Below are 25142 nucleotides of genomic sequence, written 5' to 3'. Positions count from 1 at the left end.
ATCCAATGTGTTGATTCATTATTCACTACAACTTACCCTGCTTCCATTTTCGTGAGCTTTTTTTTCAGTTAAGATGGTTTGACCTTCGACATAATTCAGTGAATGCAGTGCAACAATACGCGCCAACATTACAAAAAGTTTTATTGTTTGGACTGTTTTTTGTCCTTCTCTTTTTAAGTTTCAATGTACTCAAATATTTCATTGTGCCTGTACTTTGGGCCGCCATTATTGCCTACATGACGTGGCCATGCTATCAGTGGATTTATCGAAAGTGTGGTTCGCGTGCTACTTTAAGCGCAACACTGATGATTAGCCTGATCATTCTGTTGATTGGTATTCCATTAACCTTTGGTATTTTCATGTTGCAACATGAAGGTCGAAGTTTATATTACGAATTACAGAAGCAAGTTTTTTCTGGTCACTTAAATGTTCCAGATTTTATTCGACAATTGCCATTTATTGGTAAAGAAATTACCCGCACTTTACATGACATCAATACCGATCCAAATAGTATTGTGCAAACGGTATCTATCTGGATTCAAAGCCATTTAAATTATGGTCGTTTTGTATTAAATGAAATTGGAAAAAACATTATCAAGCTTTGTTTTGCCGTGATGTCCCTGTTCTTTTTCTACCGCGATGGTCAAACCATTTTAAATCAAGTCAGTAAAGCCTTGGAAATGGTGATTGGTCCACGGATCCATCATTATTTAGATACTATCTCTGAAACGACCCGTGCTGTGGTTTATGGTGTTGGTCTAACAGCAGTTGCACAAGCTGTCTTGGCAGGATTAAGTTATTTAGTTGCAGGCGTACCTAATCCCATGGTGTTGACCATCGTGACTTTTCTGCTGGCGCTCATTCCTTTTGGTACGCCGCTGGCCTACGGTTCAGTTGCCTTGTGGCTCTTTTCTCAAGGACAAACCGTGGAAGCGATTGGCGTTATGGCTTGGGGCGTATGTATTGTCAGCACTTCAGACAACGTGATTCGTCCTTTGGTGATTTCTGGCGCTACACAAATTCCATTCTTACTGATTATGTTTGGTGTATTGGGCGGTATTGCCAGTTTTGGTCTGGTCGGTTTATTTATTGGCCCCGTCATCTTGGCGGTGTTGTTGGCTATTTGGCGTGAATGGTTACATGAAACCAATGAATTTGACCCACTCATGTTGCCTAAAACCACCATGGCTTATGATCTAGAAACCGACGAGAAAAATTTAGATCCAGATGGAAATAAATAAAGTGTGTTAAGAAACTAATACATTCAACTACTTAATTTATATTGAATTGCATGACTCACTTTGTTTGAATGGTGAAAATCATATGATAAAGAAAAGGATGCAATTTAATGTGGTCTTCATTCCTTAAACTCAGCACCGTATGCGCAACCGCCGGTATTACCATGGTGGGATGTGCCAATTTGCCGATGTCATCCTCATCTGCAGAAAAGGTCTCCGTACACACAGTTTCAGCGACAGGTGTTGGAGCAGAAATTGGTACCATTCAATTCAAGGAAAGTCCTGCAGGACTCGTCATTCATACCGATTTATCTAAACTACCGCCTGGCCCACATGGTTTTCACATTCATGAAAAAGGCTCATGCGAACCTGCGGAAAAAGATGGAAAAATGGGGGCAGCGTTGGCAGCAGGTGGTCATTTTAACCCGAACCAATCACCACATCATGGAACTCCTTTACAAGGTCATTTAGGTGATTTACCCGTATTGAATGTCGATGCTCAAGGAAATGCCAAGCAAAATTTAGTTGCACCACGCTTGAAAGTAGCTGATATTCAGGGTCTAGCAGTGATGGTACATGCGGGTGGCGATAACTATGCCGATCAACCTAAACCTTTAGGTGGTGGTGGTGAGCGCATTGCTTGTGGTGTAATTTAATGGTTTGATTAAATTGTTGGATGAAACAATCTTGATTGTGGGTAACATCCAACTTATCCACAATTCAATTAAAACAGCAGGCTCCAGACCTGCTGTTTTATTTTGAAATGAACGGAGTATTCATTGACATCTCTGCTAAAAATGCTCAGTCTATATTTAAAAATATTCTTCATTCAGAAAAAACTGTGAATCATCTAAAAGACCTCTTTCAAGGCTTTAAATCAAATTCTATTCTTATTTACTGTTTACAAATTTTTATTGTTTTTACAGGGACAACTTTAGGCTTATTGTTTTTAGGTCATGAAAATTTAATTGTACCCGTGACCTTAGGTACAATAGCTGCGGCTCTGACTGACTTTGATGACCGCTTAAGTATTCGTCTACGCAATTTGATTTACGTCTGTATTCTGTTTTTTAGCGTCAGCAGTATTCTTGAATTCCTCCTTCCATATAAATTACTGTTTATCCTCTATTTGTCACTCTCTAGTGGCTTTTTTATTTTAATGGGCGCATTGGGGCAGCGTTATGCGACTATTTCTTTTGGCACCATTTTATTGTCTATTTATACACTGTTTGGTTTAGGTGAATACCCTCACTGGTATCAACAACCTAGCTATTTTGTTTTAGGCGCTATTTGGTATGGTTTCAGTTCTATTCTTTTTTACCTGCTGAAGCCGACTCAAGCATTACAAGATAAATTAGCAGCTAATTTTGAGACACTGGCTGCCTTTCTCTTTGCCAAAGCTCGGCTATTTGATCCTGATAATACCGATAATATAGAATCTTTACTTTATGAACTCTCGCTACAAAATAGCCAAGTTGTCCATAGCCTAAATATCACCAAAGCCTCATTACTCACTCGCTTAAAAGCATCACGGGCCAATAAAAATACTATTTATTGGCTGAACCTGTATTTTTTGGCACAAGACATTCATGAACAGGCCACCTCTAATTATTTACATTACGAAGCTATTCATCAAAATTTTAGCCGTACCGACCTGATTTTTCGTATTCAAAAAAATGTTCGACTGCATGCCAGTTCCTGCCAGACTTTGGCCCAAAATATTCTGCACCATCAACCTTATCAATCCAATCCAGATACCGATATTGCAATTGCTCATTTCGAACATTCGATTCACTTATGGATGCAAGAAAACCCACACAATTTAGAAATTAAAAACCTACTGCTGATTTTACGAAACTTAAAAAATATTCAGGAACAATTACTTCATTTAAGTGATGCGCAAAGTAATTATCGACAAAATTATATGCAGCACCCAGACAACATCAATTTACTCGATGATGATATTCATGACTTGGCCGATTTATGGCTTAAGTTGAAACAACATTTGACGCCAAAATCAGCATTATTTCGTCATGCTGTTCGGATCGCTTTTGTCTTTGCAGTGGGCTATGCCTTTTCATTGCTTCCTTTTGCCCAGCATGGCTACTGGATTTTACTGACCAGTTTGTTTGTCTGCCAAATCAGTTATTTCGCGACTAAAACGCGTTTAAAACTTCGTACTTTAGGTACGGTATTGGGGGTGATTTTAGGTATCCCAATTTTATATTTTGTTCCCAGTATTGAAGGAAAATTATTTCTAACGATTATTTTTGGGGTCGCCTTTTTCTATTTACGTTCGCAAAAATATGCCATGGCGACGTTGATGGCAACCTTAATGGTGTTATTGATTTTCAATTTAAAGGGTGCAGGCTATGCCATTCTTTTACCCCGTTTAATTGATACCCTTTTGGGCTGTTTTATTGCTTGGTGTGCAGTCAGTTTTATTTGGCCAGATTGGGATTTTCGGAATATTTCAGAAACCATCAAAAAAAGTAATCAAGCCACATTAGATTATTTTGATGCTGTGGTGAAACAATATCAGCAAGGTAAAAATAACAGTATTGATTATCGCAGAGCACGGCGTTCGGCACATAATGCACAAGTTGAACTGTCGAGCATGATTTCGAGTTTAAGTACTGAACCGAATCCGAATCAGCAATTGATCCATTCGGCCTTTCGCTATTTGGTTTATAGCCATAGCCAACTCAGCTATGTATCAGCTTTAGGCAGTCATCGTGAATACGTTCAAGATATTCAAGTGCTTGATTTAATGCTGTGGTGTAAAAATGCATTATTTACACTCCTGTTACAGCAAAAATCTTTAGAACCACAGGATATTCAGCAGAAATTACATGAGATTAAACTCATCAGCGAACAAGATCACTTATCTGATCATTTATTATTAATCTTAAAACAGATCAGTCTTTTGTTAGAAACTTTACCTGAATTAATGAATTTAAAAACAGCTTTATTGGCTCAGGACATTAAATAATGTGGCACTTTTGGTTCGTCCACTCTTTTTTCTTCGCTTATGAAGAGCAGTATTTCCTTTCCCTACCACTAGATCGATAGGTGTGGGAAAGGAAAATCTATTCATTATTCGTAGAGAGCAATTTAAAAGAAAAATCTATACAGTCTAAAATTGTCCTTGTTCAACGCGCTCAGCTAGAATTTTTTTCAGCATGGCACGCGGAAAACTAAACCATAGCGCAATTAAAATAAAACACGCAAACGTATATGCCCATAAATGGTAATGTTCATAGAGCACACGGACCAATTCAATAATGATGAAAAAGCTAAACATCATCAACATAGATACCGCAGCCGCCACCGTTCCCTTAGACACTTCCGATGACATCAGAGCAAAGCGATACAACACTGAAAAACTGATGCCTTCGCCAAAACTAATCAATGTCATGCCGATAATTAAGCACCAAAGCAGATAATCCTGCCAAATCATACCAAGCATTAATAGACAGGTGCCGAAGAACATAATGGGCAAACCCATTAAAATTGACTTCCCTAAAGCCAGTTTATCAATAATTTTAAGCAGCACGATATTTCCCAAGATCAAGCCACCCAATACTGGAAACTGTGCTAAGCCATATTGCATACTGCTAAAACCGAGTTCTTCCACCAATATCACGGGTGAAAGCGCAATCCAGAGCATCAAGGGCATGGCGACCATAGGCAAAGCTACAGTCATCGCTAAAAAGCGTTTATTTTGATAGACCTGCTTAAAATCATCCCAAATATAAGCAAAAGGTTTTTTCGGAATACTCACCTTTGTTTCTGGCATTTTGGCTTTTAAACCAAACCAACTTAAAAATGCCAATAACGCAATTCCAATAAAACCCCAATGCCATGACACATGGTCAATCATAAATGCACCCAGTACTGGCCCAAGCAAAGGTGCAAGCAATGACACGTTTGCCATCAATGCCATCACTTTAATGGCATCACGTTCTTCAAAGGTTTCTTGAATGGCGGCATAACCCACGGCAGAAATCACGCTTAAGCCGATGCCTTGTAAAAAACGCAAGGCTAAAAAGCTTTCAATATTGTGCGTCAGTAAAATTAGTAAGCAACACAGGACAAAGAACAAAACGCCTGCCAATAATACTTTTTTTCGTCCTAAACGGTCAGACAATGGCCCAAGTAACCATGCCACACATGCCCCACCCAACAAATAAAATGACATAGAAGATGGTGCCCAAGAACTGCTCACACCAAAGTCTTGAGTAATGGCAAGCATGGCGGGTTGGACTAAGTCGTTACCGATATAGACGGAAAATTCAAACAGGACCAATGCCAATGGAAACATGAGCGTGGCACGGCTTAAGGTGGCGGTTTTAACTTTTTGCATTATTTTCTACATATCATTTTAAGCTGGTCAGGCGAGGCACTATTTTCAGGGAGATAAGCGTCAGCCCAATGACAAGCATTGAGTTTTTAAATTAAATTTTAGAAATGGATTGAGTAATAACTCTTAAAACACCGTTTTCACAAGGTGTATCAAAAAATAATTTGGCATGAGAACAATAAGGATATAGCCAGTCAATTCACTGGATGAATAAACTATATTTTAGCAGACTTATAAAATGGCTTGTATTAATTTAATGTTAGGATTTGGCTAACATTGAAGTACTTGATTCACATTTTTTTCTGTCAAAGTCCACTGATGAATTATTCAGAACTTTAAATAGGATCAGTTTATTCAAAAATGCAATGAACATTAAGAATAAAATTTCCCCACCAATCAATGCCAGTCAGTTAAGCAATTAACTGGCATTTTTCAATTTGATCCACTCTTTAATATACATAAAGTCTTTTGCCATTTTATGGCAATAATTTTATGGAAATAAGTGTAGTTCCATTCAAAAAAGATATGCAACAACTTCACTGATCAGCATTACACTGATAAATCATTACGAAGATAACTATCTGATTTTACTTTCAAGCAAAACTCAAATTTTGCTTATGGGCACAACGCAGTTTGAAAAGCCTTATTTTTACCACGTGCACATTGGTAACTTTTCTGGGTATTTTGCAGCGCCCAATCCTGTTTAATATTTTTAAAGCTGTATACAGTTCGAATTGCACGTACCGAATCATCCATTAATCCTGTTTGTGTCACAATCACTTGTGCAGCCGTTGGCGATTCAACGCGATTAAATACCTGTCGAATATCAATATTAGATGATGATTTTTTCAAATCTGGATGCGCTTTGAACACTTGTTGCAATGGTGTATCAGATGACCCTATATTGACTTTTTTCATTAATTTTTCTGTACTTGCACAACCTGACAACAAGCCTAAACTGAGTATAGTGGCTGACATTAAACGTAACATAAATAAATCTCCAGCCTATAAAATCTGAGAATAAAAAAGGCATTACATTTATGATGCAATGCCTTGTTTGTTTACACTATAGATACTCTGTAGTTCTAATGTGCCTTCAATTTATAAATCGAATAATTTGCCTGGATTCATAATTCCATTTGGATCGAATACTTTTTTCAAGGCTTTCATATATTCAATTTCTTGTGCAGTACGTGAATATTCAAGATACGGCTTTTTGGTCATACCCACACCATGTTCAGCAGAAATTGAGCCATCATATTTTTTAACGGTTTCAAACACATATTTATTTACCACCTGACATTTAGCAAAGAATTCATCTTTACTTAAGTCGGCAGGTTTCAAGATATTTAAGTGTAAGTTACCATCACCAATATGACCGAACCAGCAAATTTCAAAATCAGGATAATTCGCTTCAACAATGGCATCAATTTCTTTAATAAATGCAGGAACATGCGTAATTAGTACTGAAATGTCATTTTTATAAGGTGTAAAAGGTGCAATAGATTCTGAAATATCTTCACGTAAACGCCACAAGTTATGCACTTGATCAAGATTTTGGCTCATAACACCATCATGTACCCAACCTTGTTCCATGCAATGCTCGAAAATTTCCATCGCAGCGTCCATAATTGGCTCATACGGCGCTTCAAACTCGAGCAATACATAAAAAGGACATGGAGTTTCAAATGGACGCTGTACATGACCATGGTCCAACACTTTCTGCATGGCCAATTCACCAAAGAATTCAAATGCAGTTAAATCAATTTTGTTTTGGAATGCATGTAAGACAGGCATGATCGAATCAAAATCAGGAATACCCAATACCATCACTTGCAGATCATGTGGTTGACGTTCCAGTTTAATTTCTGCTTCTGTGACTAAACCTAAAGTACCTTCGCCACCAATAAACAAATGCTGCAACGCATAACCCGTGGCATTTTTAACCATGCCCTTATTCAAACGCAGCACATCACCTTTACCCGTGACCACGGTTAAACCCAACACCCAATTACGTGTCATACCATATTTAATAACTTTAATCCCGCCTGCATTGGTACCAATATTGCCGCCAATTTGCGAAGACCCTGATGATGCAAAATCAACGGGATAGTACATGCCTTGGTCAGTCGCATAATTTTGCAATTGTTCCGTCACAACGCCCGCTTGCACACGTACCATTCGGTCAGCAGGAAAAAACGCCAGAATCTGGTTCATTTTATCCATACTGATCACAATTTCACCATGTGCTGCAACCGCACCGGCAGATAAACCTGTACGACCACCTGAAGGTGTAATTGCAACATCAAATTGATTGGCAAGTTTAACAATTTCTTGCACTTGTTCTGTACTGGACGGAAAAACGATGACTGACGGGTTAGGATCAAAATGCTTGGTATGATCGCGCCCCCAATTTTCGAGGCTATCGCCATCAGTTTTAATACGGTTTTCACCAACAATTACTGTCAATTGGTTGAGTAACTCAGGTGTTAAAGCGACTGGAGCATTCATCGTTTGCAGACCTAGCAAGAAGTAAACAAGTGGTTTTCGGACGATTGTACTGTCTTTACCAAGACTTTTTAAAAAAGATTGGCAAAATGTCCAAGTTAGAACAATGTACGGAAAACCCAAAATTTAGTGTTTTAAGTTTGACCGCTACATGATGTTTTATTTTACATGTAAGCGGCTGTGGGATAAAGCTTGGTTTAGAGATAGCATCACCACAAATTGTATATAAGACCTGCCTTGTTGAGTCAGGAAAGTTATTAAATTTCATCCTATTTTTACTTATCCAACAATTCATCTTCAAAAATATAGCATTAGGTCTCTTCTACATCTGTCGACTTCGTAAAAATAAATAAATTGATGAAAGTTTATAAATAATTCCATTGTTGTAAATTTAATCGAAATATCTATATTCCAATGCTCTATGCTATGATACCGCAACTAAATTTGGCCTTTGTAGCGGAGCCGTAATGAGCCAACATCTTTCACTTCCAAAAGATAAAATTCGTTTCTTGTTGTTAGAAGGCGTTCACCAAAACGCGATCGACATCTTAAATGCTGCTGGATATACCAACATCGATTCCCGTAAAACTGCGCTTGAAGGTGAAGCGTTGCAAGAAGCGGTAAAAGATGCCCACTTTATCGGTATTCGTTCGCGCACCCAGTTGACTGAAGAAGTCTTTGCAGCAGCGAACAAGCTGATTGCTGTTGGCTGTTTCTGTATTGGGACCAACCAAGTAAACTTGAATGCTGCCATGATTCGCGGTATTCCTGTTTTTAATGCACCCTATTCAAATACACGTTCAGTGGCTGAACTTGTGCTTGCTGAAGCGATTCTTTTACTTCGCGGTGTGCCTGCGAAATCTGCTTCTACGCATCGCGGTGGTTGGAACAAATCTGCTGTCGGTTCGTTTGAAACACGTGGTAAAACTTTAGGAATTGTCGGTTACGGCTCAATTGGTTCACAACTTTCAGTTCTTGCTGAAAGCTTGGGCATGCATGTGATTTATTATGATGCTGTCACTAAGCTTCCAATGGGTAATGCACGCCAAGTCGGTACTATGGCTGAATTGTTGGCAAATGCTGACGTAGTTTCTCTACACGTACCTGACCTGCCATCTACCCGCAACTTCTTTGGCAAAGACCAATTTGCCCAAATGAAAGAAGGTTCAATTTTCATTAATGCTGCACGTGGTACATGCGTCTTGATTGAAGATTTAGCAGATGCGATTAAATCGGGCCATATTGCAGGCGCTGCGGTTGACGTATTCCCGAAAGAACCGAAAGCCAATGGTGAAGAATTTGTATCTCCACTACGCGGTTTAGACAACGTGATTTTAACACCACACGTTGGCGGTTCAACAATGGAAGCACAAGCCAATATTGGTTCAGAAGTGGCAGAGAAATTTGTCGCCTATTCTGATAAAGGCATGACTTTATCTGCAGTGAACTTCCCTGAAATTGCATTACCGTTGACTGAAGGTAAACATCGTTTACTTCATATTCATAAAAACATTCCAGGTGTATTGTCTAAAATCAATAACCTCTTTGCTGAGCATGGTATCAACATTTCAGGTCAATCTTTGATGACCAAAGGCGATGTAGGTTACTTGGTCATGGATGTTGATGCGACCACATCTAAAGAAGCCTTAGATACACTGCAAGAGGTTGAAGGTACAATTCGCGTTCGTGTATTGTTCTAATTGAACTGAGCATATCAAACCACAGCTTTAAAGCTGTGGTTTTTTTATTTTGATCGTTTTATGGCTGATCTACCACGCTTCGCGTCATCGAATCTAATTTAGTTTAATGTATACATGTCCTCTTTTAAAAATACGCCTTATGTTCAAGCATTGGTTTTATTAATCATTGCGATGATTAGTGTGCAAAGTAGTGGTTCACTGGCCAAAATTTTATTTCATGATTTCCCTATTTTGACTGTTGCAGCCATGCGTCTTTTGTTCGGTGCGCTCATTTTGGCACTGATTTTTAAAATCTGGCAAATCAATTTTAGACAGGTGAAATGGCAAGCCATTATCAGCTATGGCTTTGCTTTAGCAGGAATGAATGCGCTGTTTTACTTATCAATTGATCGACTACCGCTGGGTATAGCAGTGTCTTTTGAGTTTGTTGGTCCACTCAGCGTAGCATTATATTATGCACGGCAAAAATTTGATTTTGTATGGGTTGGATTGGCGATTCTAGGGCTCATTTTATTGTTTCCTTTTGATCAAGTATCGGAAGATTTAGACCTCATTGGAATTGGTTTTGCACTTGGTGCTGGCGCATGCTGGGCGATTTATATTGTTTCTGGACAAAAACCTTCAGGTATTTCAGGCAATCATACGGTCTGTTTGGGAATGTTTATTGGTATGTTGTGTTTAATGCCAGTCGCCTTATTTTCAGGTTTTTCGATTGCAGTATTTGAGCCGTCCAATTTCATTTATTTTATTGCTTTGGCAGTACTGGCCAGTGCGTTACCTTTTACTTTAGAAATGATTGCATTACGTCATTTAACACCACTCAGTTTCGGCACACTGATGAGTATAGAACCTGCGATTGCAGCACTTTCTGGTTTTATATTTTTAGGTGAACAGTTGTTATGGAATCAATGGCTTGCACTTGCGACAATTATTTGTGCCTCTATGGGCTGCACCTACACCACACAACAAGCCAAGAACAAAAGCGATAAAAAATGACTGCAGGATTTTATCAAAAAAGCGATACACCTATCTGATCACCACAGAGAATACTCATTTTACCTTTAAACTGAATCTCATCAATTGAATGATATTGCTATACTAATCCCCCTCCATCTAATCGATGATCTGACTTAATCATCCTGTGTGTATCATGCCGAATACTCAAATGACTGCTGTTTTGTTCATGGTTTTATCCATGGTGGCCTATCAAATCAGTGCCTCATTTGCTAAACAGCTATTTGAAGTACTTGACCCACTTAGCGTCGTGACCTTACGCCTGTGCTTTGCTTCTATTCTCATCATCTTGATGTTCCGTTCATGGAAAATCATTCAACGCCTGCCCTATTTAAAATGGAAAGATTTATTATTTTATAGCGGTTCCGTGTGTTTAATGAATGTATTGTTCTATGCATCTTTAGGCAAATTACCTCAAGGGATTGCGGTCGGTTTAGAGTTTTTAGGACCACTGACTCTTGCTTTACTTTCGATCAAACAGAAAAGTGATTATCTTTGGGTGAGTCTAGCGATTTTAGGTGTCGCATTGATGGTACCTTGGCAACAAGCATCAGCGGAGAATTTTTCTTATTTGGGTGCCGCCTTTGCATTAGGCGCAGGTATTTGCTGGGCCATTTATATTTATTTTGGACAGCGCGTTGTGCGACAAAATATTGGTATGCATGCATTGAGTATTGCGATTGTCTTGTCAGCTCTGGTGATGCTTCCGATCAGTGTAATATACAATCCCACTGCACTCATTCAAACTCAATACTGGCCGCAAGCCTTAGGGATTGCCTTGCTTGCAACAGCCATTCCTTATGCTTTAGATCTCATGGCACTTAAGCAATTAAGTAAACTCAGTTATGGCACCCTTTCCAGCTTATCCCCAGCCTTAGGTGCTTTAGCAGGTTGGTTATTATTAAAAGAGCAAATTACCTTTTTACAAATGATTGCCTTGCTGTGCATTATGTTAGCATCAGTCGGGGTCACCTATAGGGCAAAAAAAACACAATGACCCGAAGTATAAGCAGTTACAGGGATATAAAAAAAGAGGGTATTTAAACCCTCTTTTTTTATATCCAGCTTAAATTTAAACCAAACTGTCTTTATCGGCTTTTTTATACTTTTTATATTCAGCCAAATATTGTTTGGCCAAACTTTGTTTTTGCTCATCTTCTAAAATTTTACCTGCCTGCTGAAAAAAACCATGTTCTTCTTCTTTTAAGTGATGATGAACTTTATCCGATAGTTTTTTCGCAATAGCAAGCCATCCTGGATTGCTAAATTCAGTTTCAGTCAATTGTTCAAGCAACTCATCTATTTCATGATGTTCAGATAAAGCATGACGGGTAATATTTAAACCAGAATCGGTCATCATTAAAGGAATATACAAATAACGATCTTCCCCTACGGCATGGGCAAATAGTTCATTTTTGAGTAGCTCAAACGTCTCCCGACGTTCTTCGGTATTCCCCGATGTTTGTATTAATTTTTCAGAAAGCGCTCTTTGTATTTCGTGGCTTTGACGTAAAGCTTCAAATATATTCATTATTTTATTGACCTCTGGCGATGGGCTATATGATCGTGATAAACATTTTTTTATAAAGAATGGGCAACGCCCCTGTGAATTCTTATTTTTATGCAGAGACGCACAATAATACAGTTAAGTTTTGTGAATTTTTGATTAACCTGAGAAAAATACTTGATAACTTAAACGGAAAATTAAAATCACCACCAAAATAAGGAATAGAATTCGAATAAAACCACTGCCGTATTTTAAGGCCATTTTTACCCCCATCACTGAGCCAAGCACATTCGCCACAGCCATCATTAGACCTAAACCAAACAGTACATGCCCTGTTGGAATGAAAAAACTCAATGCAGCAAAATTGGTCATAAAATTGCCAATTTTAGACAAAGCAGAAGCATGTAAAAAATCCACTTTTAAAAAGCGAATAAAATAAAAAATAAAGAAACTGCCTGTTCCCGGTCCAAAAATACCATCATAAAAACCAATCACCAATCCACCTATGCCGGCCAAGACCAAAGTTTTAGTGGTTAAGCTTTGTTGAAAGTGTACTTGGCCAAATTGCTTTTTCATAAATGTATAAATCGCAATCACAATCAGCATGACCAAAACAAAAGGTTTCAGCACGGATTGCGGAATGAGCGTCACACATGCTGCACCCGCAAAGGAGCTGATAAAAGCGGCGACGCCAATCACAGCAAGTAACTTCCATGAAAGTTTAACTTGACGTAAATATGAAAATGCAGCAGAAGCTGTTCCACAAATTGAAGCCAATTTATTGGTGCCAAACAAAGTTGCTGTGGCCATATTTGGAAAGGCATTCATTAATGCAGGAATCTGAATAAGGCCGCCCCCGCCTACAGCTGCATCAATTGCACCCGCACAAAATGCAAAAAAAATGAGGCTTAGGATAAGTTCAATATCCATATGATTTTATACCTAATGAAAAAGAAGAATTAGAGGTTTAAAACTCGTTTAGGCACTAAACGCTTTTTATCGGTAATTTCTGCTAAACCCAAGCATTTTTCTTCATCAAAAACCAACACCTGTTCTAAAGCGTCATGTTCGATATTACTTTCCATACCTTGAGTAAAATAGTCGGCACGTCCTTCTGGAACCTGAATTTTGGGAAAATGTGCCACAGGTGCAAATACAGGTAACAGCAATGCATCTCGCTCGAGCTCGGTTAAGCTTTCGAGATATTCAATGGTATAGGTCGGAATCAAATCAAAATGACCAGTTTTAATCCGGTGTAAATAAGTCAAATGTCCAAAAGTTCCTAAGCCTTTAGCAATATCTTCACCCAAAACACGAATATAAGTTCCTTTTGAACAAGTGATATCTAAAGTTAAGCTATTTTCGGTGAAAGAAATTAATTCAATCGCTTTTATGCTAATCGGACGTGCTTCACGTTCAATTTCAATACCTTTGCGTGCCAACTCATATAAAGGTCGACCATCTTTTTTTAGCGCAGAATACATCGGAGGTATTTGCTGCGTTTCACCCTGAAAAACAGCCAAGACCTGTTGGATTTTTTCTTCATTGAGCATCGGCACGTCTTGCGTCAATAGCACGTCACCTTCGACATCGCCAGTGGTGGTGCTATGTCCTAAATGTATAGTGGTGTGATAACGTTTGGTCGACTCTAATAAATAATGAGAAAATTTAGTCGCTTCTCCCAAACAAATGGGAAGTAAACCTGAAGCAAGTGGATCTAATGCACCCGTATGCCCAGCTTTCTTTGCACGATATAGGTGACGTACTTTTTGTAAGGCTGCATTTGAACTGAAACCCAAAGGCTTGTTGAGCAAAAAAACACCACTAATGAGGCGGCGTTCAATTTTGGGTGAGGTCTTTTTCATGGCAAAGTCAAAGCAGGACAAACGTGCCACATGTTAACAACCGTTCGTCACCATTTACAACTTCTGTACTCTGGATTTTGTTATTTTATGACAGATTAATTTCATATTTTAAACTGAAAATAAAAAAAGAAGGTTGCATAGGATATGCAGAAATATAAATTATGGATAATTGTCATTGTTCTGATTATTGCTCTATGCACATTACTGTTTTGGCTTGCCCCTTCTCAGTCCAGTGCAGAAAAAATAAACTTAAAGCCATCTCCTGATTTACAACATAATTCCAAAGCCTCGGTCTTGATTCAAACTCCTGTTCAAAAAGAACATTTCATCAGCCCAAGTCAGCAAGATACCGAAATCAACTGTCAGTTACGCTTAGATCCCAGTCAACATTTAATTGTCAATGAACAGACACGCAATTGTTTTGAGTATTTTATTACGCAATTTGGAGAGAAAAATCTTAAACAGATTAAAAAAGATTTCCAATCCTATATAGAACAAAGTTATGAAGAGCCAGCACGAAGTCAAATTTTAGATTTGTGGAATCGTTATATCGATTATCGAGAAAAATTGGGTAAATTAACGCCTCCCAATATTGATTCTGATCATCCTCAATATTATGAACGTATATTTGCAGATACAAAAAATCTTCGCAAACAGCTATTTTCTGATTATGAAATTGAAGGTCTGTTTGGCGCTGAGAATATTTACAATGAATATACCTTAAAACGTATGGCGGTCATGAGCGATAAACGTTTAAGCGAAATCCAAAAAGCTCAAAAATTAAAAGAATTATTCAATCAACTCCCCGTAGATTGGCAAGAAAATTTAGAACAACTGAATAAACTTGAAGACCTGAGAAAGTTGACTGCGGACATTAAAACACGAGGCGGTTCTGCAGAAGAAATTCATCAAATGCGTACCAATTTGGTCGGCCCTGAAGCGACGCAACGCTTAGAAAAGCTGGATAGCCAACGTATTGATTGGAAAGATAAAGTAAATGATTATTTAAATAAACGCGATAGCATTATGCAAAGTGGCTTAGCTGACACTGCTAAACAACAAGCGGTAGACCAACTGCGTAATCAATATTTTAATAAAAAAGAAGAACAACTTCGACTCAGTACTTTTGAATCAGTTCATGACCAAGGGGGGAAATTACCTTTTTTTGAATAAGCGATAACCATTAACTTTATATTTTCAGGATGAAAATAAAATGATGAAAAACAAAAAAATGACCATAATATTGTCATCTATTCTTGCTTTAACGGGTTCGTTTGCAATGACTCAAAGTCAGGCTGCAGCAGGACTACAAACGATCGCAGCTGACAAATATGCCACGTATGCCAAAACCAAAAATCCGATTGTGATGGTTCCTGGTATGTTTGGTTTTACCCGTCTAGGAACCAGCGCATTTGGGATGGACTATTTTTATCAAGTGCTCCCTGATCTTGCGCGTAATGGAGCAACAGCGTTCACCGCTCAAGTATCTCCATTAGAATCAACGGCTATTCGTGGCGAACAACTTTTAACTCAGGTTGAAGAGGTATTAGCAATCACTGGAAAAAGTAAAGTCAATCTTATTGGTCATAGCCATGGAGGACCCACTGCACTTTATATTGAAAGCGTTAAACCCCAATATGTTGCTTCTCTGACGGGTGTAGCTGGTACATTTAAAGGTTCTAAAGTTGCAGATGATTTATTGAGTACTAAAGCATCATCAACCTTAGTAGGCGTGTTTGGGGATATGATTCTTGCACCCATCATGACTTGGGCAGAAGGTAATCCATCTTTACCCATCAATATGGAACGTTCACTTAAATCAATCAGTGTCGCAGGCTCTACGCAGTTTAATCTTGAACATCCAACCGCAGCTATTCCGTCTAACTGTAGCAGTAACGGCCTAAGTTCAAATAATGGCACGTATTACTACTCATGGGCAGGTGCATCACCTACCACCAATATTTTTGATACGATTGACACTGCCATTGGCGTTTTAGCACCACTGTCATACGGAAATCGTAATAATGATGGTTTGGTTACACCATGCAGTTCTCACTTCGGTAAAGTGATTCGTGATAACTATGATCTCACGCACCTTGATGAGATCAACTTAATCTTGGGGATGCGTGGTCTTTTCTCTCCAGATCCAGTTGCATTATTTCGTCAGCATGCAAATCGTCTAAAACTCCAAGGCCTCTAATATAGTCCTTTCCTTCGAGGTTTCAAAATTTCGGAGGGAAGTTTTTTATGAATTACTCACTTACAATCTGAACACAATTTAATCGATTTTTCTACGTTTTTCTATTCCCACCTTTATACTAATTTTCGACCATTTAAATGGTCGTCACAAAAAATAAAAAAGAGGATGAGCAATGAAATATGGATCATTAATTGCTGGACTGCTATCTATCTGCACACTCAGCGCCACACAAACACAAGCAGCGGCTTCACACATTAACTCCACCTATGTCACATCTAGCTACGCAAAAACCAAATACCCTTTAGTTTTTGCACATGGTATGGGCGGCTGGATTCGTGCTGGAATAGATGAGCTTGGTGTGGATTATTGGTATCAAATTTTGCCAGACCTAGCCCGTAATGGTGCTAATGCATGGGCAACACGTGTTTCTCCGTTTAACACCTCTGAGGTGCGTGGTGAGCAATTGCTGCAACAAGTCGAAGAAATTTTAGCGATTACCAATGCACCTAAAGTCAATTTGCTAGGACATAGCCATGGCGGGCATAGTATTGCTTATGTCTCCAATATTTTGCCCGATAAAATCGCGTCTGCCACAGCCATTTCCAGTCCTTTAAAAGGTTCTCCTGTAGCGGATCTCATTGTTTCAGTGCAAGGGACCCCTTTAGAGCAACCCGTGGTAGATTTAATCAATTTTGGTTCGAAAGCCATTGTTTGGGCGCAACAACAAGATCCAAATTCACTCCCACATGATTCACTCGGTGCTGGAAAAAGCTTAACGCTGGCAGGCTCTAAAGCTTTTGCACAAAAATATGCACTGGGTATGCCGAAAACGGCCTGTGGTGAAGGGGCTGCTATGGAAAAAGGCATTTACTTCTATTCTTTTTCGGGTAATTCAACGTTGACGAACGCACTCGATCCAGACTCATTTCTGGCGGCGACTGGTTTACTGATGCAAGCGCCTAATGACAATGATGGCTTAGTTTCACGGTGTAGTGCCAAGTATGGTAAAACCGTTCGTGATAACTATCACTGGAACCATTTAGATGTCATTAACCAATTTTTTGGGCTACGTTCTATTTTTGCCCCAGACCCTGTTGCTGTCTATCGTCAACATGCCAACCGCTTAAAACTACAAGATCTATAATATTTAATATAAAAAAATGCGCCTTAAGGCGCATTTTTTTACTCAAGTAAAACTTAAAATTAAGCTTTAACTTTACGAGCAGGTAACTTTTCACGAATACGTGCAGCTTTACCAGACAATTCACGTAGGTAGTAAAGTTTAGCGCGACGAACATCACCACGACGTTTCACTTCAACTTTAGCTACAATTGGAGAATGTGTTTGGAAAACACGTTCAACACCAACACCGCTTGAAATTTTACGTACTGTGAACGCAGAGTTTAAACCACGATTTTTCTTCGCAATCACAACACCTTCAAAAGCCTGAAGACGCTCACGCTCACCTTCTTTTACTTTTACAGATACAATAACAGTATCACCTGGTGCAAAAGCAGGGATATCTGATCTTAACTGAGCATTTTCAATAATTTGAACTAAAGGATGTTTACCACTCATGTGGGAATCTCCAATGTGCGGGACAGAAGAGGTCTGTTACCGCTGGGGACAGAGGCTAAAGCGCATATCGACCCGTTTATCTTTCCCTTTATGGTTTAAGTCAAAACTTAAATCAATAAAGAGCCTAGTTGTAAATACTCAAAATATTCTAAGTATTCAAATCTTGAAGCCATTTTTTTTGCTGCTTACTCAACTCAACTTTCTCCACCAACTCAGGTCGACGTTCTAAAGTACGTTGATAGCGCTGCAAAAAACGCCATTTTTCAATATTTGCATGATGTCCTGATTTTAAAACTTCGGGCACATCCAAACCTTGAAAATGATCTGGCTTGGTATATTGTGGACAATCTAATAGACCATCTACAAATGAATCTTGTATTGCAGACTGTTCATCAGACATGACATTCGGCAAACGTCGAATAATACTGTCCAATAAAACCATCGCAGGCAATTCGCCACCCGATAAAACATAATCACCAATTGACCATTCCTGATCAACATATTGCTGGATCAAACGCTCATCGACACCTTCGTAACGTCCGCAAAGTACAATGAGTCCGTCATATTCGACAAAATTTTGTACTGCTGTTTCGTTTAAGGTTTTCCCTTGTGGCGACATATACACCACAGGAACTTGGACGCATCCTGCTTGGGCAGCAAGCACTTTGGCATGGCTAATCGCTTGAGACAAAGGCTCAGCCATCATCACCATTCCCGGACCACCACCAAATGGACGTTCATCCACTCTTTTATAGTTGCCCGTTGCAAAATCGCGTGGATTAATACAAGTCACTTGTATTATTTCACGTTTTGCTGCACGCCCGCTAATTCCATACGCTGTAATCGCTTCAAACATTTCAGGAAAAAGCGTAATGACTGCAAAAAACATCGCAGACTCCTCTATTTTCCTGCTGCGTTCATCCTTAAAGGACAAGCTTTTAAATATTTAGTAATCTACGCCCCAATTCACGTAGATACGACCAGCGTCTAGATCAACTTGTTGCACCACATCTTTATGCCATGGAATCATACGCTCTTCACTGTCAATACTGTCTGGCGTTGCATGAACGACCATCACATCATTAGCACCAGTCTCAAACATTTCATGGATTTTACCAAGGTTTACTTCTTGTTCAGCATCATCCAAACCTAACACAGTTAAGCCCTTCAAATCTGTCCAGTAAAACTCATCCATACCTGCTTTCGGAAGTTGCGATTTTGAAATCCAAACATTGACGCCAACCAAGTTATCCGCCGCAGTGCGATCGCTCACATCTTTTAACGAAACAACCAAGCCTTTGCCATGTGGCTTCCAACGTTTTACATCTACTGTTTGCCAACCTGCTTTGGTTTCAATGTACCAAGGCAGATAGTCAAAGATGTTGCTCATGGGTTCTGTATTGGAATAGACCCAGAGCCACCCATTTAATCCATATGCTGAACGTAACTGTCCAATCTGAATACGATCTTCGGGAACATTCTGTGTTGGTGTCATGGGCTACCTACGGCTTAATTTGCAAAAAAATTATGCAGTAGCTGCAGCTTTTTTAGCTTGAGCAGCTAAAGAAGCAACACGTTCAGACGGTTGAGCGCCTTGAGCAACCCAATGAGCAAAACGGTCAGCATCTAAACGAAGTTTTTCTGCTTTACCTTGAGCTGTCGGGTTAAAAAAACCAATACGTTCGATGAAACGACCGTCACGCGCATTGCGGCTATCAGTTACGATAACTTGATAGAACGGACGTTTTTTAGCACCACCGCGTGCTAGACGAATTACGACCATGATAACAACCTTATAGTTTTTACGGATTATCCATGAACCGACCACCGGAACATTTCAAACCCCTTTCATAGAGGGCGGTATTTTACGTTAAATTTACTTTGAATGAAAGATCAAATTTTAGGTTATCGACAGTTTGAATTTATTTGTCGGCCCAGCTTAAACAACTGCCGGTAGCATCATCTTTTTTAAACCAACACTGTGTTCCAGAATGTGTCAAAGTCAGAGCTCCGTTATTTTTTTGCATGCCTGCTGACTTAGGCGTTGCTGTCATCGTCCAAGATGCGTTCGGTGAAACGGTTATGGTTAAGTCATACAGTGCAGGGCCGCTTCTTGGTGATACCGTTTGTCCATAAATCGTTGGGTTTTTCAATGGATTCTGCGCATATGCTGAAGTGGCGTTATTTACCCCATAATCTCCATTGGCCAACTTATAGGACTGCAGCCTTTGTGCAATTTCCATCATTGTGCTTTGGGTCTCTACGCGATTTTTTCTTTTCACATAGCTTTGATATGAAGGCAATGCGATTGCTGCTAATATTCCGATAATAACAACGACAATCAGCAACTCTACAAGAGTAAATCCTTTAAATCCTCTCATACTATCTCCAATCTTCCCCATTCGTGCAGCTGGTGCTGGAAACTGTTAATACATTTTTCGTCATGCATTTCACCCCACGAGAATCCAATAATAAATATTGAGAAGCTCTCAGTGCATTTCCTTTTAATTGATTTGGAAGGGCAATCATTTTCCACCCTTGCCCAACAGCAGAATCTTCCAAGGCAATTGTTGAATCATTGATATCAACTAATTTGATTTGGTAATCATAATCAGTTCCTGAATCATATGGAATATTAATCTCCCCCTTATTCGCTGTTTGATGCTCTGGAACATAGCCCGCATAACTTAATTGCTTGCCTCTATAATTTTCGAGCCGCTCAGCAATTTTGAGCATTTCAGACTGTGCTTTTGATTTATGCGCTTTGGCGACATATGCCTGATAGCTGGGTATAGCGATAACTGCAAAAACTGCAGCTATCACGACAACAATCATCAATTCAAGCAAAGTGAAGCCTACTGTATATTTTTGAATTTTGCCCATACACGCTTCCCTTACCACTCAAACCAGCGGACAGGCTTAATCTTACGTGCCTGACTATATGTATACAGATTTTTATTGGTTAAAGCTGTATTTGCAGTTGGGCAATTTCCCACACAAGCTTCTTGTGTCTCCGCAACAGGTCCAACCAACATGGTTGTTCTCGGATATTCAGATAACACTGCTCCAAAAGCTGGACCATTAATGCCTTGATAGCTGGTTTTGACATATGCCGCACAATCACCATAAGGCATGCAAATACGGTGAGTGGTTGAAATACCTGTCACACCACCACCACAGCCACTTACGGTTCCAGTCAATGTCGCTTTCGGATCATACAAGCTCACATATAAATCACCAGTGATGAGCTGCGACTCTTCAAATGCACGCGCATAATTTCCAGAGTCCACTGAGCGAAGTTCAAAGCTCCAACCTCTAAGCATCGTATTGCCTGAAGTTAATTTCATATTAGCAATGTCAGCAGCAGAAACTTGCTTAGTAACCGTTTTGCCAAGTATGCCTGAATTAGCCAAATTCGCTGGCAAAATAGTCGCAGCAGATGTGAAACTCAAGTTTTCCAAACCATTGGCTGCCGCATCACGGTCAATTAAACCGTAGATTTTGTTTTTTCCACCAACCTCTACTTCCAAAGGAAAACTGCGATTACCAGAACCCGCTGTCACAAGTACAAAGCGGTTTTGGCCATCATCAAAGACTGCCGTAGATAAACGTTCATAAAAACGCGGTACAAATGTTCCATCTTTTAACTTCGCTAATGTTTGCACACGCACTGCAATATTCGTATTTGTTGTTGCAGACATTTGATCGTTGTTATTCAAATCTACACGGAAAATCTGTCCGCCCAAATCTGCAAAATAAATCATATCTGTAAGACCGTCCGCATCATAATCACGTACCACAGGCTGCCCTACAACACTGTAATTTATATCGCCATTAATCGTTTTCTTATAACTGTCGCTAATCCCTGAGCCATTTGAACTACTCATCCAGATCAAGTTACCATTTGTAGCATCGACAACGTATAAAGCATTGCCATAAGTTGAGCTTGGATTTGCAGCGTTCGCTTGCTCATATGCCGCCGCATCGTAACCACCGCCAAAAATTAAAACTTTTTTACGTTCGCCTTTGACACGAATTTCAGCAATAGTCGGTTTAGCCCAGATTTGAGCCATACGCTGAAATTCATTTGTTGTTGTCGGTTTAATTTGGAATAACAGCTTCGGACTTGCTGGACTAAGAATATCCAATCCATAAAGTCCACTTCCGCCCATACGCAGACCGCCATAAATATTCATTTTATTGGCAACATATTTTGTGGTTGTAGCTGTACCAGACTTAGTAATTTGAACCTTAAAAGTATTGTCCGCTACCCATGGCGCATCAACGCCATAAGCAATGCCTGACAGACTAGCCACCCCTTTTGAGTCTTTAGTAGCTAACGTATCATATTGATTCGTTATAATTTCTGGCGGAACAAATACCGACTGTTCTTTACCTGTTGAAGCATTCACAATATGCAAGCCGCCATCCATAGAGCCATAAACAGTATATTCATCACGAGTACCTGCCGCGTTTGCGCCGCTTACTGTCGCTTCTTTAGTCAGCATTAATGGTATTGAATGCACAACCCCGCCAAGGAATCTATATGGGCTAGCTGGATTAACTGCAAGCGTATTAATTTCTGTAGAAGTTAAAGTTGTTTTAGACGCTGCTGCAGGGAATGCAGTTTGATATCCCATGTAATTCAACAAAGCTAAACGCTGGTTAATTGTGTAAGTCCCGCTCAGTGCATCTGTACCAGTAGTATCCGTTGCCAGATTTGTCTTAGTCACTTTCTTTAAAGAACTGCCATCTAAGATGTAGACTTTACGCTCACTATCTACATTGCTGATTGAGTCTGCTGCAGCCAAAGCTGTAGATGGAACAGGAATTTTATTCCATGCACCACCGCTATTAATTAATGAATGATCTGTACCAGCAGCTGCATTTGACCATAAATCTTTTGCAGATGAGTTAATAATCTGCTGATTATTTTCAACTTTATAAATCGCATTATTACTGCTATCTTTTAGCGTACCGCCAAGAATTTTATATTTCTTTAAATTTCCCGCCCATGTACGGAAGGTAGAATCTTCCATAGGCATCATCATTGGGAAAAAACCTTCAGTCATTGACTTAGTCTGATCTAAAGGATCGCGCGGTACAGATATGGAACCTAGGCTTGACGGGGTGAAACCAACTGTTATATCCGATACAAATTTAACAATACTGTTTTTAATGTCATCTGCATTTTCAGCATAGTAGAAACCGCCGTCCCCATATTCAGCTCCACCCCACTTACAAGCGTTGTAGGCATCTGGGTTATAATTTGGTTGTGCAGGATTAGTATGATTAACTGCTTCGCAGTTATAACTACCATCTCCATTTTTGGGAATACCTGCAAACGATGAACCAAAACCAACCACCGCAGTTTTAATTTTCATACCGGCAGGGTTTCTGGTTGGGTTAAGAATTTTTTTCGAATACTCCCCAATATATTCCCAACCACCTGTTTCAACCGAGAAAAGATTGGATTTTAGAGAAGGTGATTCCAATACAGTCCCTGTCGGTTTTTGAGAAAAACCATATGTTCCTGCTGGGCTGCCTGTGACTAAAGCAGTGGTCAACGTATCATTCATGATCCACCGTGCCATACTGTCTTTAGTCGAATTGGGTGCTCCATCTGTTAAAAAGTAAATCCCATTGCCATCACAGCTACTGGTTGAACCACCCGCTTTATATTTAGTCGAATTACCCGGATCTTTAGTAGTCGCAGCAGAATAACTAAAACCGCCAGCGACATTATCGTTCGTACCATCCAGAGTAAATGGTGAGGCACGGTAACTGACTAGGTTTCTAAAATATTGCGTATTTCCTACTTTAAAAGACTCCCAAGCTAAACCTGCAATTGGTTCGATATCCATCGGCTGTTGATCCACTTTCATCCACCCACCATAGCGCCAGCCCGATGGTAATTTAGTGTAAACATCCCAATCATTTGCAAAATTTATAGCATTTAACTTCGTCTTTGCCACATCTACTGCTGTTTTTTTGTCTCCACTATAATTCCCAGTTAAGTTCAGCCATTCACTATCACCATAGGGAATTTTAATATTACTTTGAACAGATGGAATTAATTTCCCACCTGAAGTACTATTTATTCCTGGCCATGCATTCTGACACCATTTTACATTCCCCGTATACCCTAGACCATTTGTTGATCCCGAAGTTGCAACTTCTGCACAAATATAATACGCTTGTTTTGGTTGCCCAGATTGTGCATTTTCATTGACAACAAATGAAGTACCATCGTAAATAAACTTTACATCTCCTGTATAAGTTTGTTTTCTGGTCTGTGTTCCCATCATATACGCTGCTGCTTCTGCATAGGCGTGAGCCGTAGGTGTACCGCTGGAAGCTTTATAATCTAGTAAAGGCGGTAAAAGACTTGAATACTTTTGATTACTAACTTCAACTCCCTGTTCATTAGTCGTTGTATCAAGCGACTTAAAGGCAGCAATCTTTTGGGCAAGTGCTAAACGATGGGTTGGTGTTAGAGCATTAGCAGGTAAAAGAATTGTACCAGAGTGACCATCAACCAATGGGATTTTTCTAGTGCTATCAGTTTTACCTACAAATAAATCTGTTTTGCTGGAAAAATGTCCCAAACCAATTTGAATATTATTTGAAAGTGCAGTATCAGCCAAGAGGGTTAATACTGCATCTTTTAAACGAGAAAGTCGATCAAATCGATTATTCCCCGATTCAACCAATTTACCATTACTATCGACTGTTGCTGTGCCACACCCTCGAACATAATAAGGTACAGTTGTACCATTGATAATAACTTCTTTATAAAACGAAGTTTTTCTTTGTGTTGGATTGGTGACGGTCGTGCCATTCACCTTGACAGTATCACGAAGATCTTTTGCATTGTATTGATATTCATAAATATTACCTGCCATATTACCGCCCGCTTCAGATACTACTGTTGATTCACAAACAGTATTATCCACATCCCCAGGGCTACCATAAGCATTATTTTTCGGCAGTACCAGCGAACTAATCCCCATACTCCCTGATGTATCAAGCATGAGTAGAATAGACGTCTTTCCAGTTGTGTTTCCTCTATACAAGCTCAAGTCACTCGCAAGAACTGCCGTACTTGTTGGCACCGCCATCACTGGAAGCAAGGCCATCATTATTACAAGGGGTTTTAATCTCATTTC

Annotated in this window: 22 protein-coding genes; 9 read left to right on the top strand and 13 right to left on the bottom strand. The window is 39.5% G+C overall.

All coding sequences use genetic code 11. The features are described 5' to 3' along the window. Positions 1–107: 107 nt before the first annotated feature. From H0S58_RS01565 to yccS, 3 genes are all read left to right on the top strand, one after another. Positions 108–1241, top strand: a complete 1134-nt coding sequence (locus H0S58_RS01565; RefSeq protein WP_193889763.1) for an AI-2E family transporter — start codon at positions 108–110, stop codon at positions 1239–1241. Between the two features lie 161 nt (positions 1242–1402). Beyond that, positions 1403–1894: a superoxide dismutase [Cu-Zn] SodC gene (gene sodC, locus H0S58_RS01560; protein WP_413784414.1), complete on the top strand. Its 492-nt coding sequence runs from the start codon at positions 1403–1405 to the stop codon at positions 1892–1894. 185 nt (positions 1895–2079) lie between these two features. After that, on the top strand, positions 2080–4230 hold the full coding sequence (gene yccS / locus H0S58_RS01555; RefSeq protein ID WP_195726957.1) for a YccS family putative transporter: 2151 nt from the start codon (positions 2080–2082) through the stop codon (positions 4228–4230). A gap of 144 nt (positions 4231–4374) precedes the next feature. Here the strand turns inward: yccS and H0S58_RS01550 are convergent, their stop codons facing one another. The 3 genes from H0S58_RS01550 to H0S58_RS01540 form a co-directional block, all read right to left on the bottom strand. After that, positions 4375–5604 carry an MFS transporter gene (locus tag H0S58_RS01550; protein WP_195726956.1) on the bottom strand — a complete coding sequence of 410 codons (1230 nt, stop codon included), beginning with the start codon at positions 5602–5604 and terminating at the stop codon, positions 4375–4377. A gap of 612 nt (positions 5605–6216) precedes the next feature. After that, positions 6217–6591 carry a hypothetical protein gene (locus tag H0S58_RS01545; protein WP_053579459.1) on the bottom strand — a complete coding sequence of 125 codons (375 nt, stop codon included), beginning with the start codon at positions 6589–6591 and terminating at the stop codon, positions 6217–6219. 111 nt (positions 6592–6702) lie between these two features. Further along, the gene (locus H0S58_RS01540; RefSeq protein ID WP_092718679.1) at positions 6703–8112 is read right to left on the bottom strand and encodes an FAD-binding oxidoreductase; all 1410 of its coding nucleotides are present in this window, start codon (positions 8110–8112) and stop codon (positions 6703–6705) included. 464 nt (positions 8113–8576) lie between these two features. Here H0S58_RS01540 and serA point away from each other — a divergent pair, with 464 nt between their 5' ends. The 3 genes from serA (at position 8577) to H0S58_RS01525 (ending at position 11820) form a co-directional block, all read left to right on the top strand. Then, positions 8577–9809 carry a phosphoglycerate dehydrogenase gene (gene serA / locus H0S58_RS01535; RefSeq protein ID WP_092718682.1) on the top strand — a complete coding sequence of 411 codons (1233 nt, stop codon included), beginning with the start codon at positions 8577–8579 and terminating at the stop codon, positions 9807–9809. Positions 9810–9923: 114 nt separating this feature from the next. Next, entirely contained in the window at positions 9924–10805 is an 882-nt protein-coding gene (locus H0S58_RS01530) for an EamA family transporter (protein ID WP_195726955.1), read from the top strand. Between the two features lie 154 nt (positions 10806–10959). Next, on the top strand, positions 10960–11820 hold the full coding sequence (locus tag H0S58_RS01525) for an EamA family transporter (protein ID WP_195726954.1): 861 nt from the start codon (positions 10960–10962) through the stop codon (positions 11818–11820). A gap of 75 nt (positions 11821–11895) precedes the next feature. Here the strand turns inward: H0S58_RS01525 and H0S58_RS01520 are convergent, their stop codons facing one another. The 3 genes from H0S58_RS01520 to truB all read right to left on the bottom strand — a co-directional run bounded on the left by H0S58_RS01520 (position 11896) and on the right by truB (position 14195). Further along, positions 11896–12354: a hemerythrin domain-containing protein gene (locus tag H0S58_RS01520; RefSeq protein ID WP_053579454.1), complete on the bottom strand. Its 459-nt coding sequence runs from the start codon at positions 12352–12354 to the stop codon at positions 11896–11898. Positions 12355–12489: 135 nt separating this feature from the next. Then, positions 12490–13260, bottom strand: a complete 771-nt coding sequence (locus H0S58_RS01515) for a sulfite exporter TauE/SafE family protein (protein WP_195726953.1) — start codon at positions 13258–13260, stop codon at positions 12490–12492. Positions 13261–13289: 29 nt separating this feature from the next. Further along, positions 13290–14195 (bottom strand): tRNA pseudouridine(55) synthase TruB, encoded by a 906-nt coding sequence (gene truB / locus H0S58_RS01510; RefSeq protein WP_195726952.1) that lies wholly within the window; start codon positions 14193–14195, stop codon positions 13290–13292. A 144-nt stretch (positions 14196–14339) separates the two neighbouring features. On the opposite strand from truB, the gene H0S58_RS01505 reads away from it, so the two are divergent. The 3 genes from H0S58_RS01505 to H0S58_RS01495 all read left to right on the top strand — a co-directional run bounded on the left by H0S58_RS01505 (position 14340) and on the right by H0S58_RS01495 (position 17539). Then, positions 14340–15368 carry a lipase secretion chaperone gene (locus tag H0S58_RS01505; protein WP_195726951.1) on the top strand — a complete coding sequence of 343 codons (1029 nt, stop codon included), beginning with the start codon at positions 14340–14342 and terminating at the stop codon, positions 15366–15368. A gap of 43 nt (positions 15369–15411) precedes the next feature. Next, a complete protein-coding gene (locus H0S58_RS01500; RefSeq protein WP_195727543.1) occupies positions 15412–16395 on the top strand; it encodes a lipase family alpha/beta hydrolase in 984 nt (327 codons plus the stop codon). A gap of 172 nt (positions 16396–16567) precedes the next feature. Continuing rightward, complete coding sequence (locus H0S58_RS01495) at positions 16568–17539, top strand: lipase family alpha/beta hydrolase (protein ID WP_195726950.1); 972 nt, start codon at positions 16568–16570, stop codon at positions 17537–17539. Positions 17540–17598: 59 nt separating this feature from the next. Here H0S58_RS01495 and rplS read toward each other — a convergent pair whose 3' ends face one another. From rplS to H0S58_RS01460, 7 genes are all read right to left on the bottom strand, one after another. Beyond that, positions 17599–17973, bottom strand: coding sequence for a 50S ribosomal protein L19 (gene rplS / locus H0S58_RS01490; protein WP_053579449.1), 375 nt, complete (start codon positions 17971–17973; stop codon positions 17599–17601). Positions 17974–18121: 148 nt separating this feature from the next. Next, the gene (trmD, locus tag H0S58_RS01485; RefSeq protein WP_053579448.1) at positions 18122–18862 is read right to left on the bottom strand and encodes a tRNA (guanosine(37)-N1)-methyltransferase TrmD; all 741 of its coding nucleotides are present in this window, start codon (positions 18860–18862) and stop codon (positions 18122–18124) included. Positions 18863–18919: 57 nt separating this feature from the next. Next, positions 18920–19468, bottom strand: coding sequence for a ribosome maturation factor RimM (gene rimM, locus H0S58_RS01480; protein ID WP_092718701.1), 549 nt, complete (start codon positions 19466–19468; stop codon positions 18920–18922). Positions 19469–19498: 30 nt separating this feature from the next. Further along, positions 19499–19756, bottom strand: coding sequence for a 30S ribosomal protein S16 (gene rpsP, locus H0S58_RS01475; RefSeq protein WP_004718284.1), 258 nt, complete (start codon positions 19754–19756; stop codon positions 19499–19501). Positions 19757–19895: 139 nt separating this feature from the next. Beyond that, positions 19896–20354, bottom strand: coding sequence for a type IV pilin protein (locus tag H0S58_RS01470; RefSeq protein WP_195726949.1), 459 nt, complete (start codon positions 20352–20354; stop codon positions 19896–19898). A gap of 1 nt (position 20355) precedes the next feature. Next, the gene (locus H0S58_RS01465; RefSeq protein WP_195726948.1) at positions 20356–20856 is read right to left on the bottom strand and encodes a type IV pilin protein; all 501 of its coding nucleotides are present in this window, start codon (positions 20854–20856) and stop codon (positions 20356–20358) included. Between the two features lie 11 nt (positions 20857–20867). Then, positions 20868–25139, bottom strand: coding sequence for a PilC/PilY family type IV pilus protein (locus H0S58_RS01460; protein WP_195726947.1), 4272 nt, complete (start codon positions 25137–25139; stop codon positions 20868–20870). Positions 25140–25142: the final 3 nt, after the last annotated feature.

It is taken from the genome of Acinetobacter sp. TTH0-4, from assembly GCF_015602665.1.
GTDB lineage: Bacteria > Pseudomonadota > Gammaproteobacteria > Pseudomonadales > Moraxellaceae > Acinetobacter > Acinetobacter albensis.
This window is presented reverse-complemented; position numbering and strand designations above follow the sequence as displayed.